Source organism: Comamonas sp. Z3 (assembly GCF_008121565.1).
Taxonomy (GTDB): domain Bacteria; phylum Pseudomonadota; class Gammaproteobacteria; order Burkholderiales; family Burkholderiaceae_C; genus Comamonas; species Comamonas brasiliensis.
Genome location: NZ_VOQU01000002.1, coordinates 391032 through 405872, shown reverse-complemented (window position 1 = coordinate 405872; position 14841 = coordinate 391032). Strand labels below are relative to the sequence as shown.

The following is a 14841-nucleotide window of genomic DNA, read 5'->3' as shown; positions in this document are numbered from 1 at the left end:
ACTGCAGCTCGGGACGACCCGATACCGGCCCCAGGATGCCGGGTAGCTTTCAAGCCGTAACATTTACCAAGTTCATGGCTGCACCGATGTTTGGGTTTTCCGTTATCAAGGTCTGATGTGGTGACATCTTCAGTTTCAGAATCGAAAGTACTCCCCGTATCACCTGAGAGCGGCTGGCGTTTCACGTTTGCTCACGTGTTGAGCGTTCTAAGCATGTGCGCAGCGTTGCTGCTGATCGTCAGCATTTCACTGGAGGCGTTCTCCGCCCAGGTCTTTGTAGAGGGCACAGTCTATGAACGCATCCAGCTGTGGGTCTGTCTGTACTTTCTGATCGATTTCTTTTTGCTGATGCTGTTGGCACCCAAAAAGATGCGTTTTCTCTTGCGCCACTTTCTGCTGGTGCTGCTGTCGATTCCTTATCTGAGCCTGATCCAGCTGTTTTCACTGTCGTTCTCGGCGGAAGTGCTGTATGTGCTGAAGTTTCTGCCCATCATGCGTGGAGGAGCTGCGCTGGTGGTACTCGTCAAAATGGTGGTCGCCAACAAGATCACGGGGCTCTTTGTCGCGTACCTGGTGAGTTTTTTCTCTGTGGTTTACTTCCAGACGCTGATCTTTTTTGTTTTTGAAAACGGAGTGAACCCCTTGGTAAAGACCTACTATGACGCGCTGTGGTGGGCTTCCATGACGGTCACCACCGTAGGCTCGAACATCGTTCCCGAGACAACGCTGGGCAAAGTCTGCACTGCGCTGCTGGCGACCTGTGGAATGACGATCTTCCCAATCTTCACGGTCTACATCACCTCCCTCGTGCAGCGGATGAATCAAAGCCGATAGAGATAGAGCAGCAGTCGCGGCCTTTTCTTGAGCATCTTGTGTGGCTGCAGGTGCCGGCACTGGCTCAACGCCCGCTGTGCGAGCGCCCGACGTACGCTTACCGAAATTCCAGATGACCACTCGCTACTGTTGGTGACACAGTTGCATTCGCGCAAGCACCAATTTTGGCATTCTGGCGCACCAAAGCTAGTCCGCCTGGCGCAGTGCGACGAACCTGGTCGACGACAAACGGGCGGCACTGCATAGACAAAGAGTGGCTAACCCCACCGATCCACGAAGCGTGCGCAGATGATCTGCTGCCGCCCATTTCAGCAACCCCGGGTGGATATCCAGCCGTCGTCCACTCCACCACGCAGCGGTGCTTGCCCAGCCGCTCGCCGCCTCCAACCACCGTCTGGCAATGCGGCTGACGATGCACCCTGGTCTCAGGTGAGCTCGGCATCGCTTGAATCGACCTGCAGCCTGGCGGGCCTTCTACGAGCTCGTCCTGGCAGGCCTGCAATCGCAGCAATCGCGTCCACGCACTTCTCGAACATCTTGGAGTGGTGGCTGTCTACTGGTCTACCGGGGGCTGGGTGCCGAGGAGCCATCAATGCTGGCCGGGCTCCAATCGATCTGCTCCTGTTCAGGCAAGCGGGTCCGCATGGCCGGTATCAATGCTCCAAGGCATCTGCGGCGCTCCTGCCGCTGCGTATCCAAGGGATTGGGGGAAAGTCTTGCCATGGAGCACCGGCTCGAAGCAGGAACAAGAGGCCGTTGAGGGCAGCTTCATCGCTGACTGCGAGCTTGCGCGCACCGACTTGGGCAGAAGGCACGAAGGCAGGGATGAGGGGCTGCAGCTGTCGCCACAGTCGGTGCTGACGGGTCGGCTGCCATGGGGGCCGCGAGCATCACGGCCCTGGGGCTTCTGGCGAAGCGGTGCTAGCCAGAAGTCGTGAAGCTCAACCCTTTGTGCTGGTTGACACTTGGTTGACGAGCCTCAACAAAAACGGGCTACGATTGCTCGTAACCCGTTGAATTCATTGGTAGGGCGTGGCGGACTTGAACCGACGACCAAAGGATTATGAGTCCTCTGCTCTAACCAACTGAGCTAACGCCCCAACACCGACAACAGCCATGGCCGCCATCAGAAAAACTCTGCCATTGTAGGGCCTAACGCTTGTGACTCAGAGCATTGCTCACCAGTTTGGATGTGATATCTACAATCTGGATCATCTTGTCATAGTGCATGCGCGTGGGGCCTATCACTCCCAAAGTGCCTACCACCTTGCCGTCGAGCTCATAGGGAGCACTCACTACGGATAGATCTTCGAAAGGAACGGTCTGGCTCTCGCCACCGATATAGATGCGCACGCCATCGGCCTGATTGGAGAAATCCAGCAGCCTGAGAATCTGCGTTTTCTGCTCGAACAGGTCAAAAGCACGGCGCAGATTTCCCATGTCGCTGGAAAAATCGCTCACGGACAGCAGATTGCGCTCGCCGGCGATCACCACATCCTCGCGATCGTGGTGGCTCATGACCTCGGCGCCGACATTCACCGCCGCCTGCATGAGGCTGGCCACCTGACCACGCAACTGCTCCACTTCGGTCTGCAGGCGCGTGCGCACCTCCTCCATTGTCAAGCCGGCGTAATGGTGATTGAGGAAATTCGAGGCTTCTATCAGTTGCGAGGACTCGTAATCCACATCGGTGAAGATCACGCGGTTTTGCACATCGCCCTCGGGCGAGACGATGATGACCAGGAAGCGCCGCTCGGACAGACGCACGAACTCGATATGCTTGAAGACGGAGCTGCGACGCGGCACCATGACCACGCCCACAAACTGGGAGAGGTTGGACAGCAGGTTGGCCGCATTGGCGATCACCTTCTGCGGCTGTTCGGGCATCAGGCCGGGCGTTACAAGATCGGAGCGGTCCACGGTCAGCATGGTGTCGACAAACAGGCGGTATCCCCTGGCTGTCGGCACGCGGCCTGCCGATGTGTGAGGGCTGATGATCAGGCCCATCTCTTCCAGGTCGGCCATCACGTTGCGTATGGTGGCAGGCGACAATTCAAGCCCGGATGCACGTGAAAGAGTGCGCGAGCCGACTGGTTGACCGTCAGCGATGTAACGCTCGATCAGCGCTTTGAGCAATAACTTGGCACGTTCGTCGAGCATGATTTCATTTTAATGATGTAATTTCCCAGATGACATCCACGTTCCACCATATTGCCCTGATCGGCAAGTACCACACACCGGCAGCAGGGGTTCCGTCCGATGCAGCCAGCGAAGCACTGCAACGGATTGCCGGTTATGTGCGCAGCATGGGTTGTGAGGTGATTCTGGATACCCAGTCGGCCATCTATGCGGGCCTGCCCGATTACCCGAGCATGGACGTGGACGGTCTGGGCAAGCATTGCGACCTCGGCCTGGTCGTGGGCGGCGACGGTACCATGCTGGGCGTGTGCCGCCATCTGGCGCGCTATGGCACGCCGCTGGTCGGCATCAACCAGGGGCGCCTCGGGTTTGTCACCGACATCGCCCTGGATGAATTCGAAGCCTCCATCACGCCCATCCTGCAAGGTGAGTACGAGGAAGACGAACGCACGCTGATGAATGCTCGCGTAATGCGCGACGGCCAGTGCGTGTTTGAAGCCCAGGCCATGAATGACGTGGTGGTCAACCGTGGCTCGACCTCGGGCATGGTGGAGCTGCGCATCGAGGTCGGCGGCAGCTTTGTCTCCAACCAGCGCGCCGATGGCTTGATCGTGGCCACCCCCACGGGCTCTACCGCCTATGCGCTCTCGGCCGGCGGCCCCATGCTGCACCCCTCGATTCCGGCCTGGGTGATGGTGCCCATCGCGCCGCACAACCTCTCCAACCGCCCCATCGTGCTCTCGGACGCCCAGGAGGTGACTATCGAGGTGGTGGGCGGGCGTGGCGATGCCAGCGCGAACTTTGACATGCAGTCCCTGAAATCGCTGCAGCATGGCGACCGCATCCTGGTGACCCGCGCCGATCACAGCGTGCACTTTCTGCACCCCAAGGGCTGGAATTACTTCGACACCCTGCGCAAAAAGCTGGGCTGGAACGAGGGAGGCGTCTGACCATGGCCTTGAAGCGCATCGTCCTGCGGGACTTTGTGATTGTTCAGTCACTCGACCTGGACTGGCAAACCGGCTTCACGGTGCTTACCGGCGAAACCGGCGCCGGCAAATCCATCATGCTCGACGCCCTGCAACTGGTGCTGGGCGCACGCGCCGATGCACAGGTGGTACGCGAAGGCTGCCCCCAGGCCGATATCTGCGCCGAGTTCGATTGCCCGCCCCATCTGCACGAATGGCTGCAAGAGTCGGGGTTTGCGCAGGAGCAGGATTTGCTGCTGCGCCGCGTCATAGACAGTCTGGGCCGCAGCCGCGCCTGGATCAATGGCTCGCCCGCCACGGCCACGCAGCTGCGCCATCTGGGCGATCAGCTGATCGACGTTCATGGCCAGCATGCCTGGCAAAGCCTGACCCGCCCGGACGCTGCACGCGCCATGCTGGATACCTACGGCGGTATTGAAACCGCCCAGCTCAAGTCGTTGTGGCAGGACTGGCGCCAGAGCCATCAGGCTCTGGAGCAGGCGCTCTCGGCCCAGGACAATCTGCAGCGCGAGCGAGAGCGACTGCAATGGCAGATATCCGAGCTGGACAAGCTGTCGCCGCGCGCCGAAGAATGGGATGAGCTCAACGCCCAGCACACGCGCCTGTCGCACGCGCAGACCTTGATGGACTCTGCCCAGTCCTGCCTGCAGCTGCTGGAAGATGACGATGCGGGAGCGGCCACCCCATTGGGCAGAGCCCACCACCTGCTGCAGGATCAGGAGCATCTGGAGCCCGAGTTTCAGAGCATTGCCGACGTGCTCGGCTCCTGTGTGGCCCAGTTGCACGATGCCCGCCACTCGCTGCAGGCCTATCTGCGCCGCGCCGATCTGGACCCCGAACTGCTGGCCGATCTCGACGAACGCCTGTCGCTGTGGATGCAGCTGGCGCGCCGCTACAAGCGCACGCCCGAAGAGTTGCCCGCCCTGCTCGAAGGCTGGAAGCAGGAGCTGCACCAGCTGGATGCCGCCGTCGATGTCGAGGGTCTGCGCGCCAAAGAGCAGGCTGCCCATCTCAAGTATCAGGCCGAGGCGCGCAAAATTTCGCAGCAGCGCACCCTGGCTGCACCACGCCTGTCACGCGCCATCACCCAATCCATGCAAAGTCTGGGTATGAAGGGCGGCCGTTTCGAAGTGCAGCTGGAGCATGCCGAAGCCGCCAGCCCGGCCGGCACGGACGGCATCACCTTTCTCGTGGCCGGCCATACCGGCGCCACGCCCAAACCGGTGGCCAAGGTGGCATCAGGCGGCGAGTTGTCGCGCATCTCGCTGGCCATTGCCGTGACCACCAGCGAGCTGGGCCAGGCCGGAACCTTGATCTTTGACGAGGTGGATTCCGGCGTCGGCGGAGCCGTGGCCGAAACCGTGGGCCGCCTCATGCACTCTCTCGGCGGGTCGCGCCAGGTGCTGGCCGTCACCCACCTGCCCCAGGTCGCAGCCTATGCAGACCAGCATTACCGGGTGACCAAGCGCCCCAAATCCAACACCACCATCAGCAGCGTGGACCCGCTGGCGGGCGAGGAGCGCGAGATGGAGATGGCCCGCATGCTGGGCGGCGAGCACCTGTCCGAAGCAACCATGGCCCATGCCAGAGAAATGCTGGCCATGGCAAGATTGCCTGGCAAGCAGGCCGCCAACAGCGCCCTGCGTCCATCGGCCACCCCGGCCCGAAGCGCCAAAGCCAGCACGACAGTCCGCAAGAGCGGCAAAGTCAGAGGAGTGTGAAATCATGTCCATGGAGATTGTTCTGATCAGCGGCATGTCCGGATCGGGCAAATCCGTTGCGCTGCACGCGCTGGAGGATGCTGGCTACTACTGCGTCGACAACCTGCCCCCGGAATTGCTGCAGTCCTTTGTGGAGCTCAAGCTCACCCATCAGGACGAGAAAGTGGCCATTGCCATGGATGCGCGCAGTGCCAAGGGCCTGCCTCAGCTGCCTGATCAGCTGCATCGCCTGAAAAAGCAGGGACTGATGCCGCGCATGATTTTTCTCGACGCCGACAGCGGAACGCTGATCAGACGCTTTTCGGAAACCCGCAGGCGCCACCCTCTATCGCCTGGCTCCCTGACGAACGAGCGCCAGGCACTGGAGCTCGATATCGAAAAGGAGCGTGAGCTGCTGGGCCTGCTGCGCGACCGCTCCATCGTCATCGACACCAGCGATCTCAAGTCGGCGCAGCTGCAAAGCTATATCAAGCAGATCATCGAAGCACCGGCAGGGCAGATGACGCTGATGTTCCAGTCCTTTGGATTCAAGCACAGCATGCCCATCGACTCGGACTATGTGTTTGATGTGCGCATGCTGCCCAACCCCTTCTACGACAAGGAACTGCGTGCCTTGACCGGCCTGGACAAGCCGGTTGCCGACTATCTGGGAGCCCTGCCCGAGGTGCAGCAGATGCAGCTGGACATACAGCAATTCCTCGAACGCTGGCTGCCGCTGCTGTCCAGAGACCACCGCAGCTATGTCACCGTGGGCATAGGCTGCACAGGCGGGCAGCACCGCTCGGTCTTTCTCGTCGAAGCCCTGGCCAGGCATTTCGAGAAGCAGTGGCCCACCGTGCGCCGCCACCGCTCGCTGGATTTCCGCGACAAGTTCATTCAGGTCTCTCAACAGTTTCTGGCCCCGGAAACCCCGATCCTCTGACCCCGCATGCTCAGCCCCCAGACGTCAGCCATGCATGTGCTGCTGCTCGAAGACGACCCTGCCATTGCACGCACGGTTTGCTACGCTCTGGAGCGCGAGGGCATTGCCGTCACCCACAGCCTGCTGATCGCCGACGCGCGTCAGCAATGGAGCAGGACAACGTTTGATGTGCTTCTCATGGACGTGGGCCTGCCCGACGGCAACGGCCTGGACTGGTGCCGCGAGCTGCGCTCTGCCGGCTCCATTGTTCCGGTACTGGTGCTCAGTGCCAGAGGCGAGGAGATGGACAAGGTTCTGGGCCTGGAACTGGGCGCGGACGACTATCTGACCAAGCCCTTCAGCCCGCGCGAACTACTGGCGCGTACCCGCGCCCTGCTGCGCCGCTCCAAGCAATTTCAGCCTGCAGCGCCCGCCCAGCTTGAGAAAGCACTTCAAATAGATGAGCAAGGCCAACGGGCTCTGATCCACAGCAGGGCGCTGGATCTGACCAGGCGCGAGTATCAGCTGCTGCAAAGCCTGGTCAACGCAGCGGGCCGCATCCTGAGCCGCGACGCCTTGCTGGAGCAAATCTGGGGGCTGGACAGCGAGAGCACGGACCGCACGGTGGACACCCATATCAAGACCCTGCGCGCCAAACTGCGCGAGCGCTTGCCCGATCAGGAGCTCATCGTCACCCACCGCGGTCTGGGCTATAGCCTGAACCAGCCCGGATAGCCGGTATGCGTCTGGGCCTGCGTCTCTTCTTTGCCTTCTTCCTGATCAACGGCCTGGCCGCCTTTTTCGTGCTGCGCGTCTTCATAGTGGAGATCAAGCCCAGCGTGCGCAAGGTGACCGAGGACACGCTGGTGGAGACCGCCTATGCGCTGGCCACGCTGGCCAGTGCCGACATGGAAAAAGGCCGGCTGCAAGCCGGTGCGGACAGCGCCTTTGCCACCCAGCTGCAGGGCTACACGCGAAAACCGATACAGGCCTGGATCTGGGACACACGCAAGACCACGCTGGATCTGCGCATCACCGTCACCGACGCCCGGGGCATGGTGCTGTTCGACTCGCAGGGCAAGGACCAGGGCGCAGACTACTCGCGCTGGCGCGATGTCTATCTGACGCTGCGCGGTGAATACGGTGCACGCACCACGCGAGCCGTCAAGGAGGACGAATCCAGCAGCGTCATGTATGTCTCGGCGCCCATCATGGTGGACGGCCAGATTGCCGGGGTGCTGACTGCCTCCAAGCCCTCCAGCTCGGTACAGAAAATCGTCGACAGCGCGGAGCAGAAAATTCTGCGCGGCGGCCTGCTGTTTGTGCTGCTGTCCGCCGCCGTCGGCTGCGCGGTGACCTGGTGGTTTGTGCTTCACGTGCGCCGGCTGCGCAACTATGCACAGCAGGTGCAGGCCCCCACGCTCAACGAGTCTGCCCACCCCGCGCAGGCCTCGGCTCCTGCGGCCATACCGGACATGCCCGGCGAGCTTGGCGAGCTGGCCCAGGCCATGGACAATATGCGCAAGCGCCTGGAAGGGCGCGACTATATCGAGGGCTATGTACGCGCCCTGACCCACGAACTCAAAAGCCCGGTGGCCGCCATCCGCGGCGCCGGCGAGTTGCTGCAGGAAGAGCTGCCGCCCCAGGACCGGGCCATGTTTGCCAGACAGGTGGTAGACCAGAGCCTGCGCCTGCAGAACCTGATCGACCAGTTGCTCCAGCTCAGCCGTCTCGAGCAGCGCCAGCAACTGGACACCAGCCATGGCTGCAGCCTGATGGAATGTGCCCGGCAAGCCATGAACTCCCTGCAAAGCCATGCAGAGCAACGCGGCATGGCCATGCGCCTGAGCGGCGTGGACAGCAGCGGCCCCTGGGAGGCCGGCCTGGTGACCCTGGCCATCAGCAATCTGCTGCAGAACGCCCTGGATTTCTCTGCAGAGAACAGCGTGATCGAGCTTGAGCTGGCCCCGCACCGCATCACCGTCAGCGATCGGGGCCCGGGTGTGGCCGAGCCCTTGCTGGCCCGCCTGGGCGAGCGCTTCTTCACGACTCCCAGACCCAACGGAGAGCGCAGCGGCACCGGACTGGGCCTGTCCATCGTCACCCGCATCATGCATCTTCATGGCGGCAGCATCCAGGTCCGCAATCGTCACCCCGGTCTCGCCGTGACACTGGATTTCGCTCCCCAGAGCTGAGCGATCAAGCCTTTCGGACAGGACTTCACACCCGCTTCACAGACTTCATTGGGTCCACACAGTCGCTGCCGACACTGCGTCCTGAAATCCCTCATTCAGGAGCACGCATGAAAAACCGACTGCTGTTCAAGACAGTCTCACTGCTGATCGTTCTGGCCTTGCTCATGGCCGGCCTGTCCATGATTCAGGATGTGGTCAAAGACCGCATCCGCAACCGCGACTACGCCGTGCAAAGCGTGGTCTCCAGCCTGGCCGGCACGCAGACGCTGATCGGCCCGGCCCTGGTGCAGAACTGCACGGAAACCACCAGCACGACCAATGGCAAGAAAATCGAATACAGCACACGGGAATTCCAGCGCATGCTGCTGCCCGACACGCTCAACCACGATGCCAATGCCAAGATGGAGGAGCGCTCGCGCGGCCTGCATCACATCAACACCTATGTGCTGCACGACCAGATATCGGCCGGCTTTGCCAATGCCGCGCAGTATGCCGAGCTGCCCAAGCCCAGCGAGCCCAATGCCGTGGTGCGCTGCAAGAAGGTCCTTGTGGCATTTGCGCTCAGCGACCCGCGCGGCATCCGCAGCGCAACGCTGCTGGCCAACGGCCAGGATCTGGCGGTCGAATCCGGCACGCCGCTGGAGCGCTACGGCAAAGGCATTCAGGCAGAGATTGATGCCAGCCTGCTGAAAAGAGGCGAAGCCCTGAACCTGGAGCTCAAGCTGCAGCTGCTGGGCACGGAGCAGCTCGCCTTCAGCCCCATCGCCACGGAAAGCAAGGTCACGCTGACTGCCGACTGGCCTCATCCCTCGTTTGGCGGCAGCTTTCTACCCAGTCGACGCGAAGTGACGGACAGCGGCTTCACCGCCAGCTGGGAGCTGTCCTCGCTGGCCACCTCTGCCAGCACGGCCTTTACCCGCCAGCAACGTCTTTGCAGCCCCGGCTACTGGGGCAGCTCGGAAACCTATGCCGCCTCTGCAACCCGCGGCCATGACGACAGCGGCCCCTGCCTCGAAACCATGGACACGGAGTTCGTCAACCCCGTCAATGTCTACTCGCTGAGCGAGCGCGCCACCAAGTACGGCATTCTTTTTGTGATCCTGACCTTTGTCGCGGTCGGCCTTTTCGAAGTCATGAAAAAGCTGCGCGTTCACCCCGTGCAGTACCTGCTGGTCGGCTCGGCCTTGTGCAGCTTCTTCCTGTTGCTCATCAGCCTGTCCGAACACCTGGGCTTTGCCACGGCCTATGCGATTGCGGCCAGCTCCTGCGTGGCTCTGCTGGCTTTCTATGCCAGCCATATCCTGGGCAGCATCAGACGCGGCCTGCCGTTCGCGATTGCCATCTCGGCCCTGTACGGCCTGCTGTATGTGCTGCTGCAGCTGGAGCAAACCGCTCTGGTCGTCGGCTCCATCGCCCTGTTCGGCGTGCTGGCCCTGGTCATGATCTGCACCCGCCATGTGGACTGGTACGCGTTTGGACGCAGCGAGAGCGACGTGCCGGACAAGTCTTCGAAACAAGAGGAGGCCGCATGAGCCAGTCACGACACACCCCGCAGGCTCAGGCCTTGCTGAACGTTTCGTCGCGCCATCTGCTCGGCGAGCCTTGCCAGCTCAGCGTGCAGCAATACCAGCAACTCTGGCTGAGCGCACAGCGCCAAGGCGACCGCAGGGCACAGCAAGTCCTGCGCCAGCAGGTGGTGACCGCGGGCCGGCAATTGCAAGCGCAGCGCAGCAACCCGCAGGCCAGGGCCCTGTGGCTGGCCTTGATGGGGCTGCGCTGTTCCATGCTGATGCCCAGATTGCGCTTCTGAAATCTGCAGCCATGAAAAAAGGTGACGTCGGCCGTCACCTTTTTTCATTCATGCGGCAGGCGCTCAGGCCAGCTCGGCGTCGAGCAGCTTGCGGATCGGAGCCGGCAGACCCAGCTCGGCCCATGCCGCTGCATCCGCCCAGCAGGATTCATCAGCCTCTGACACCAGGGCGCCATAGGCCTGATCGACGGGCACCAGAACCGGATGCAGGTGCAGATCCTTGTGGGTCAGCACATGCAGAAAACCGGGAAGATCCTGCCAGCTCCGGGTCCCGTCCTGAGACCAGGCGGCCTGGGCATAGCTTTGCAGTGCTGCATAGTCTTCAAAGACCGGCGGGCTGTAAAGCCCGGCCCAGATACCGGCTTGCGGACGCTTTTGCAGCCATACGCGGCGCCGCGCATCCACCGCCAGCAGCAGCCACCAGGACTCGGAGCTGCGCTTGATCCTGCGCGTGCGCACAGGATAGTTCTCCGGGTTGCCGGCGCGGGCCGCCCGGCATTCGGAATCCAAGGGGCACACCAGGCAAGTGGGCTTGCGCGATGTGCAGACGCTGGCGCCCAGATCCATCATGCCCTGGGTGTAGCGCGGCATGGCTTCGTGCAGATTCTCGGTGGGGCACAGTTGCTGGGCATATTCCCACAGCTGCCTTTCATTTCGGGACTGCGCCAGATCCCCATCAAACGCCAGCACCCGCGTGAGAACACGGCGCACGTTGGCATCCAGAATCGGCACCCGCTCTGAAAAGCAGAACGATGAAATGGCACCGGCCGTGGAACGGCCGATGCCTGGCAGGGTCGCCAACTCTTCGGCCGTTTGCGGAAAGGCCCCGCCCCATTGCTGCATCACGGTCTGTGCGCATTTGTGCAGATTGCGCGCGCGGCTGTAATAGCCCAGGCCGCTCCACAGCGCCAGCACGGCATCCTGAGGGGCCCCAGCCAGGCTGGCCACATCGGGAAAGGCATCCAGGAAACGCTGGTAGTAGCCCAGCACGGTGCTGACCTGGGTCTGCTGCAGCATGATTTCGGACAGCCAGACGCGGTAAGGGTCACGGGTCTGCTGCCAGGGCAGATGATTGCGGCCATGACTGGCCTGCCACTGCACGACGGCGGTGGCAATCGAAGGGAGAGTCAAGATTTCAGGCTACCAGGTTGATGTCCAGCGGCATGGAAGCGACTGGCGGCCGCCCGGCACCGAGCGGATCCAGCAACTGCGCCGATGCGCTGGTCAGCTGTGTCTGCAGCGCTGCGAGGCGGGTTTGCGCATTCTCCATGTCGGCAATGCGCTCCTCCAGCTCCGTGGCAGCGCCGCTGATGCGGTCCACCGCTTCCAGGCGGCGCGTGTAACTGCGTTTACGTTCGCGCAATTGTGCATCGACCGGCGCAGTCAGTGATTTGCTCCACATCTCCACATCGTTCGATGCCGCTTCGAACACCGTGCGCAGACGCAGCGCCAGCGCCTTGATCAGGCGCTGCGAAAAATCGGCGCTGCTGAGCTTGAGAGCGCTGCTCAACCCAAGGTACTGGGTGTAGCTGCCCTCGATGCCGCGCAAGTCGTCCCTGAACTCGGACAGCACCAGCTGCGGCGGCGTCTGCAGGGAGAAACCGAACTCCGCATTGAGCTCCTTGAACGAGGCACTCATCATGGTCTGGATTTCATCGGCCTGGACCTGCACCCTGGCCGCCACGGCATGCAGACGCCCGAAGGTCTGCTCATAGACATTGCGCAGGCCCAGTTTGAGCCCGCGCTGATCCAGGGTCTCTTTGAGCTCCGACAGCTCCGCCTTCAACGTGGTCGAACTCAACAGCTGGAAAAGCTCCTTGAGCATGCGCATATGGATGTTGCGCATGGCCTGGATGCGGCTGGCACTCTGGTCGAACTCCCTGTGCTCGGCCTCGATGCGGGAGCGCATGCTGGCGATCACCGTCGCATTCTTGCCGCGCAGACCGCAAAGTTCGGCCAGCTGATCATCGAGATCGCCGCGGCGCATATTGATGACGCGCTCCACCTGCGACTGCAGCTGCTGCACATTGGTGCGCATGGCGGTCTGTAGCACTTTCTGGCGCTGCCCCATGATGCCGTTGGCCAGCAGGTCCTCGAAGGCGGGCAGGCCGCTGGCCTGAAGCAGGCTGTCGTTGTGCCCCACCTTGGCCACCAGCCCCTTCTGTGCCGAGACGGGCAGCACGCGCTCCAGCGCCACCCCCAGCAACTGGGCCGAGTCCTGCTGCTGGCGGCGCAGCTGAGCCTGCACCTGGGCACCGGAGCTCAGGCTGTCCCACAGCGTATCCACCTTGTTGAGCACCACCAGACGCGACGCAGCCAGCGCTTCGTCGTCCCCGACCTTGCCTGCTCCTGCCGGCAGCACATGGTCACGCCAGATGGCCAGATCGGACTTGGTCACGCCGGTATCGGCGCCCAGCACAAAGACCACGGCATGCGCCTGAGGTATCAGATTGACCGTCAGCTCCGGTTCGGCTCCCACGGCATTCAGCCCGGGGGTGTCGAGAATCACCAGCCCCTGCTTGAGCAGAGGGTGAGGCATATTGATCAGCGCATGACGCCACATGGGCACTTCGACCCAGCCGTCGGCATCGACCATGGGGTTGTCGGCAATCTCGTCGTCATGCCAGAAGCCCCAGGCCCTGGCCTGGTCGATGGAGACCTTGCGCACCTCGGCCACCTTGGCCAGGGTGTCCGCAATCTGCTGCGCATTGGCGGTATCCAGCGGGTGCTGCACCCAGGCATCGGCGCGCATGCGCCACTGGCCCAGGCTCTCCGGCGACTCTCTGGTATCGATGGGCAGCAGACGCAGGCAGGGCGGCAGCTCGGGCTCCCAGGCCAGCTCCGCCGGACACATGGTGGTGCGACCGGCACTGGCGGGCATCAGCCGGCGGCCGTAATGGGCGAAGAAGACGGCATTGATCAGCTCGGACTTGCCACGCGAGAACTCGGCCACAAAGGCCACCATGACCTTGTCCGAGCGCATCTGCTCTTCTAGCCTCTGCAAGCGCTCCTGTACCGAGGCGTCCAGCAAGTCCTGGGCAATCAACCATTCACGCAACTCCTGCAGCTGGGTGGCAAAGCCTCGTCGCCACGCGCCATACTGACCGAACTGCTCGTTGAATGAAGCTGACACATCTACCCCTCTTGTTTGTCTGAGTCGGCAGGCCAGACAAGGCTGGCCGCCTGATCAATATATAGCATTGCCCCTTGACGGCATCTACGGCTCTTCCAGAGTCCGGCCTGATATTTGTCACTGTGAAGTATCTGCACTCGGTGGCACGGAGCAGCGCCCGTCCCGATGCATTGACGACAGCTACGAAACATATCAGGCCTCGCCTGGAATTGTGACGTCAAAACAGGGTGTAACGCATACTCAAGCTAAGGTATTTGCTATCAAATTCAGAGAACTTTCGCGGCTTTCTGACAGCTGGAGCAGTAATAGGTACTGCGCTGCCCCTGGCGCATGAGCCGTATGGCGGCGCCGCAATGCGTGCAAGGCAGGCCATCGCGGCCATAGACCTGGGCCTGCAGCTGAAAATGCCCTTCCATGCCGTTGGCAGCGGAAAAGTCGCGCAAGGTGGTGCCGCCTTTTTCCACCGCCATGGCCAGCACGGCGCGAATGGCCTCATACAAAGCCGTGACCTTGCGCGCCCCCACATCGCGGGCCGGGGTTGCCGGGTGGATACGCGACAGAAACAGCACCTCGGAGGCATAGATATTGCCGACACCCACAACCACGCTGCCGCTGAGCAGCAACTGCTTGATGGGCGAACGGCTGGCGGCCAGCCCGGCCTTGAAGGCCGCCAGCGTGAACCCCTCGCTCAGCGGCTCCATGCCGAGATGGTCAAGCAGCTTGCGCGCCAGGGCATCGCTCTCGCCCGGAACATAGACCACGGCACCGAAACGGCGCGGATCATGCAGGCGCAGCAAGCCACGCGATGTCTGCAGGTCGAAGTGATCATGCGGCCCGCCCTCGCCCAGCGGCGCCTCGTCGCGGCCCGCGAAGCGCAGACTGCCCGACATGCCCAGGTGCATGAGCAGCAGGCCTTCGCTCAGGTCCAGCAGCAGATACTTGCCGCGTCTGCGCACCCCCAGCACCACCCTGCCGACCAGCGCCTGCGGCAGCAGGCCCAGAGGCCAGCGCAGGGGCTTTCCCAAGGTGGCGGCTTCAATCTGCGCGCCCGCAATACGGTCTGCAAAAGAGCGGCGCGTGACCTCGACTTCGGGTAACTCAGGCATGCAATCTCTTCTT

Annotated in this window: 12 protein-coding genes, 1 tRNA gene and 1 pseudogene; 8 read left to right on the top strand and 6 right to left on the bottom strand. The window is 62.3% G+C overall.

Annotated features, from left to right (window positions below; all coding sequences use genetic code 11):
• Positions 1 to 225: 225 nt before the first annotated feature.
• The gene (locus tag FSY59_RS06555; RefSeq protein WP_232536079.1) at positions 226 to 834 is read left to right on the top strand and encodes an ion channel; all 609 of its coding nucleotides are present in this window, start codon (positions 226 to 228) and stop codon (positions 832 to 834) included.
• A gap of 257 nt (positions 835 to 1091) precedes the next feature.
• Here FSY59_RS06555 and FSY59_RS06550 read toward each other — a convergent pair.
• From FSY59_RS06550 to hrcA, 3 genes and pseudogenes are all read right to left on the bottom strand, one after another.
• Positions 1092 to 1725: pseudogene (locus FSY59_RS06550) on the bottom strand (IS5/IS1182 family transposase).
• Positions 1726 to 1857: 132 nt separating this feature from the next.
• Positions 1858 to 1934: transfer RNA gene (locus FSY59_RS06545), tRNA-Ile, on the bottom strand.
• A 52-nt stretch (positions 1935 to 1986) separates the two neighbouring features.
• The gene (hrcA, locus tag FSY59_RS06540; protein ID WP_003058393.1) at positions 1987 to 2994 is read right to left on the bottom strand and encodes a heat-inducible transcriptional repressor HrcA; all 1008 of its coding nucleotides are present in this window, start codon (positions 2992 to 2994) and stop codon (positions 1987 to 1989) included.
• Between the two features lie 29 nt (positions 2995 to 3023).
• Here hrcA and FSY59_RS06535 point away from each other — a divergent pair, with 29 nt between their 5' ends.
• The 7 genes from FSY59_RS06535 (at position 3024) to FSY59_RS06505 (ending at position 10589) form a co-directional block, all read left to right on the top strand.
• A complete protein-coding gene (locus FSY59_RS06535; protein WP_003058424.1) occupies positions 3024 to 3923 on the top strand; it encodes an NAD kinase in 900 nt (299 codons plus the stop codon).
• 2 nt (positions 3924 to 3925) lie between these two features.
• Positions 3926 to 5683, top strand: a complete 1758-nt coding sequence (gene recN, locus FSY59_RS06530; RefSeq protein ID WP_003058427.1) for a DNA repair protein RecN — start codon at positions 3926 to 3928, stop codon at positions 5681 to 5683.
• A gap of 4 nt (positions 5684 to 5687) precedes the next feature.
• The gene (gene rapZ, locus FSY59_RS06525; protein ID WP_003058428.1) at positions 5688 to 6605 is read left to right on the top strand and encodes an RNase adapter RapZ; all 918 of its coding nucleotides are present in this window, start codon (positions 5688 to 5690) and stop codon (positions 6603 to 6605) included.
• 30 nt (positions 6606 to 6635) lie between these two features.
• Complete coding sequence (locus FSY59_RS06520; protein ID WP_148728804.1) at positions 6636 to 7319, top strand: winged helix-turn-helix domain-containing protein; 684 nt, start codon at positions 6636 to 6638, stop codon at positions 7317 to 7319.
• Between the two features lie 5 nt (positions 7320 to 7324).
• On the top strand, positions 7325 to 8779 hold the full coding sequence (creC, locus tag FSY59_RS06515; protein WP_003058432.1) for a two-component system sensor histidine kinase CreC: 1455 nt from the start codon (positions 7325 to 7327) through the stop codon (positions 8777 to 8779).
• Between the two features lie 107 nt (positions 8780 to 8886).
• Positions 8887 to 10311 carry a cell envelope integrity protein CreD gene (gene creD / locus FSY59_RS06510; RefSeq protein WP_148728687.1) on the top strand — a complete coding sequence of 475 codons (1425 nt, stop codon included), beginning with the start codon at positions 8887 to 8889 and terminating at the stop codon, positions 10309 to 10311.
• A complete protein-coding gene (locus FSY59_RS06505; protein ID WP_003058435.1) occupies positions 10308 to 10589 on the top strand; it encodes a hypothetical protein in 282 nt (93 codons plus the stop codon). Before creD ends, FSY59_RS06505 begins: the two co-directional genes overlap by 4 nt.
• 63 nt (positions 10590 to 10652) lie before the next feature.
• On the opposite strand, the gene mutY is transcribed toward FSY59_RS06505, so the two are convergent.
• The 3 genes from mutY to mutM all read right to left on the bottom strand — a co-directional run bounded on the left by mutY (position 10653) and on the right by mutM (position 14828).
• Positions 10653 to 11720 carry an A/G-specific adenine glycosylase gene (gene mutY, locus FSY59_RS06500; protein ID WP_043370956.1) on the bottom strand — a complete coding sequence of 356 codons (1068 nt, stop codon included), beginning with the start codon at positions 11718 to 11720 and terminating at the stop codon, positions 10653 to 10655.
• Between the two features lie 4 nt (positions 11721 to 11724).
• Positions 11725 to 13722, bottom strand: coding sequence for a dynamin family protein (locus FSY59_RS06495; protein WP_148728686.1), 1998 nt, complete (start codon positions 13720 to 13722; stop codon positions 11725 to 11727).
• 266 nt (positions 13723 to 13988) lie between these two features.
• Positions 13989 to 14828 carry a bifunctional DNA-formamidopyrimidine glycosylase/DNA-(apurinic or apyrimidinic site) lyase gene (gene mutM / locus FSY59_RS06490; RefSeq protein ID WP_148728685.1) on the bottom strand — a complete coding sequence of 280 codons (840 nt, stop codon included), beginning with the start codon at positions 14826 to 14828 and terminating at the stop codon, positions 13989 to 13991.
• Positions 14829 to 14841 lie beyond the last annotated feature (13 nt).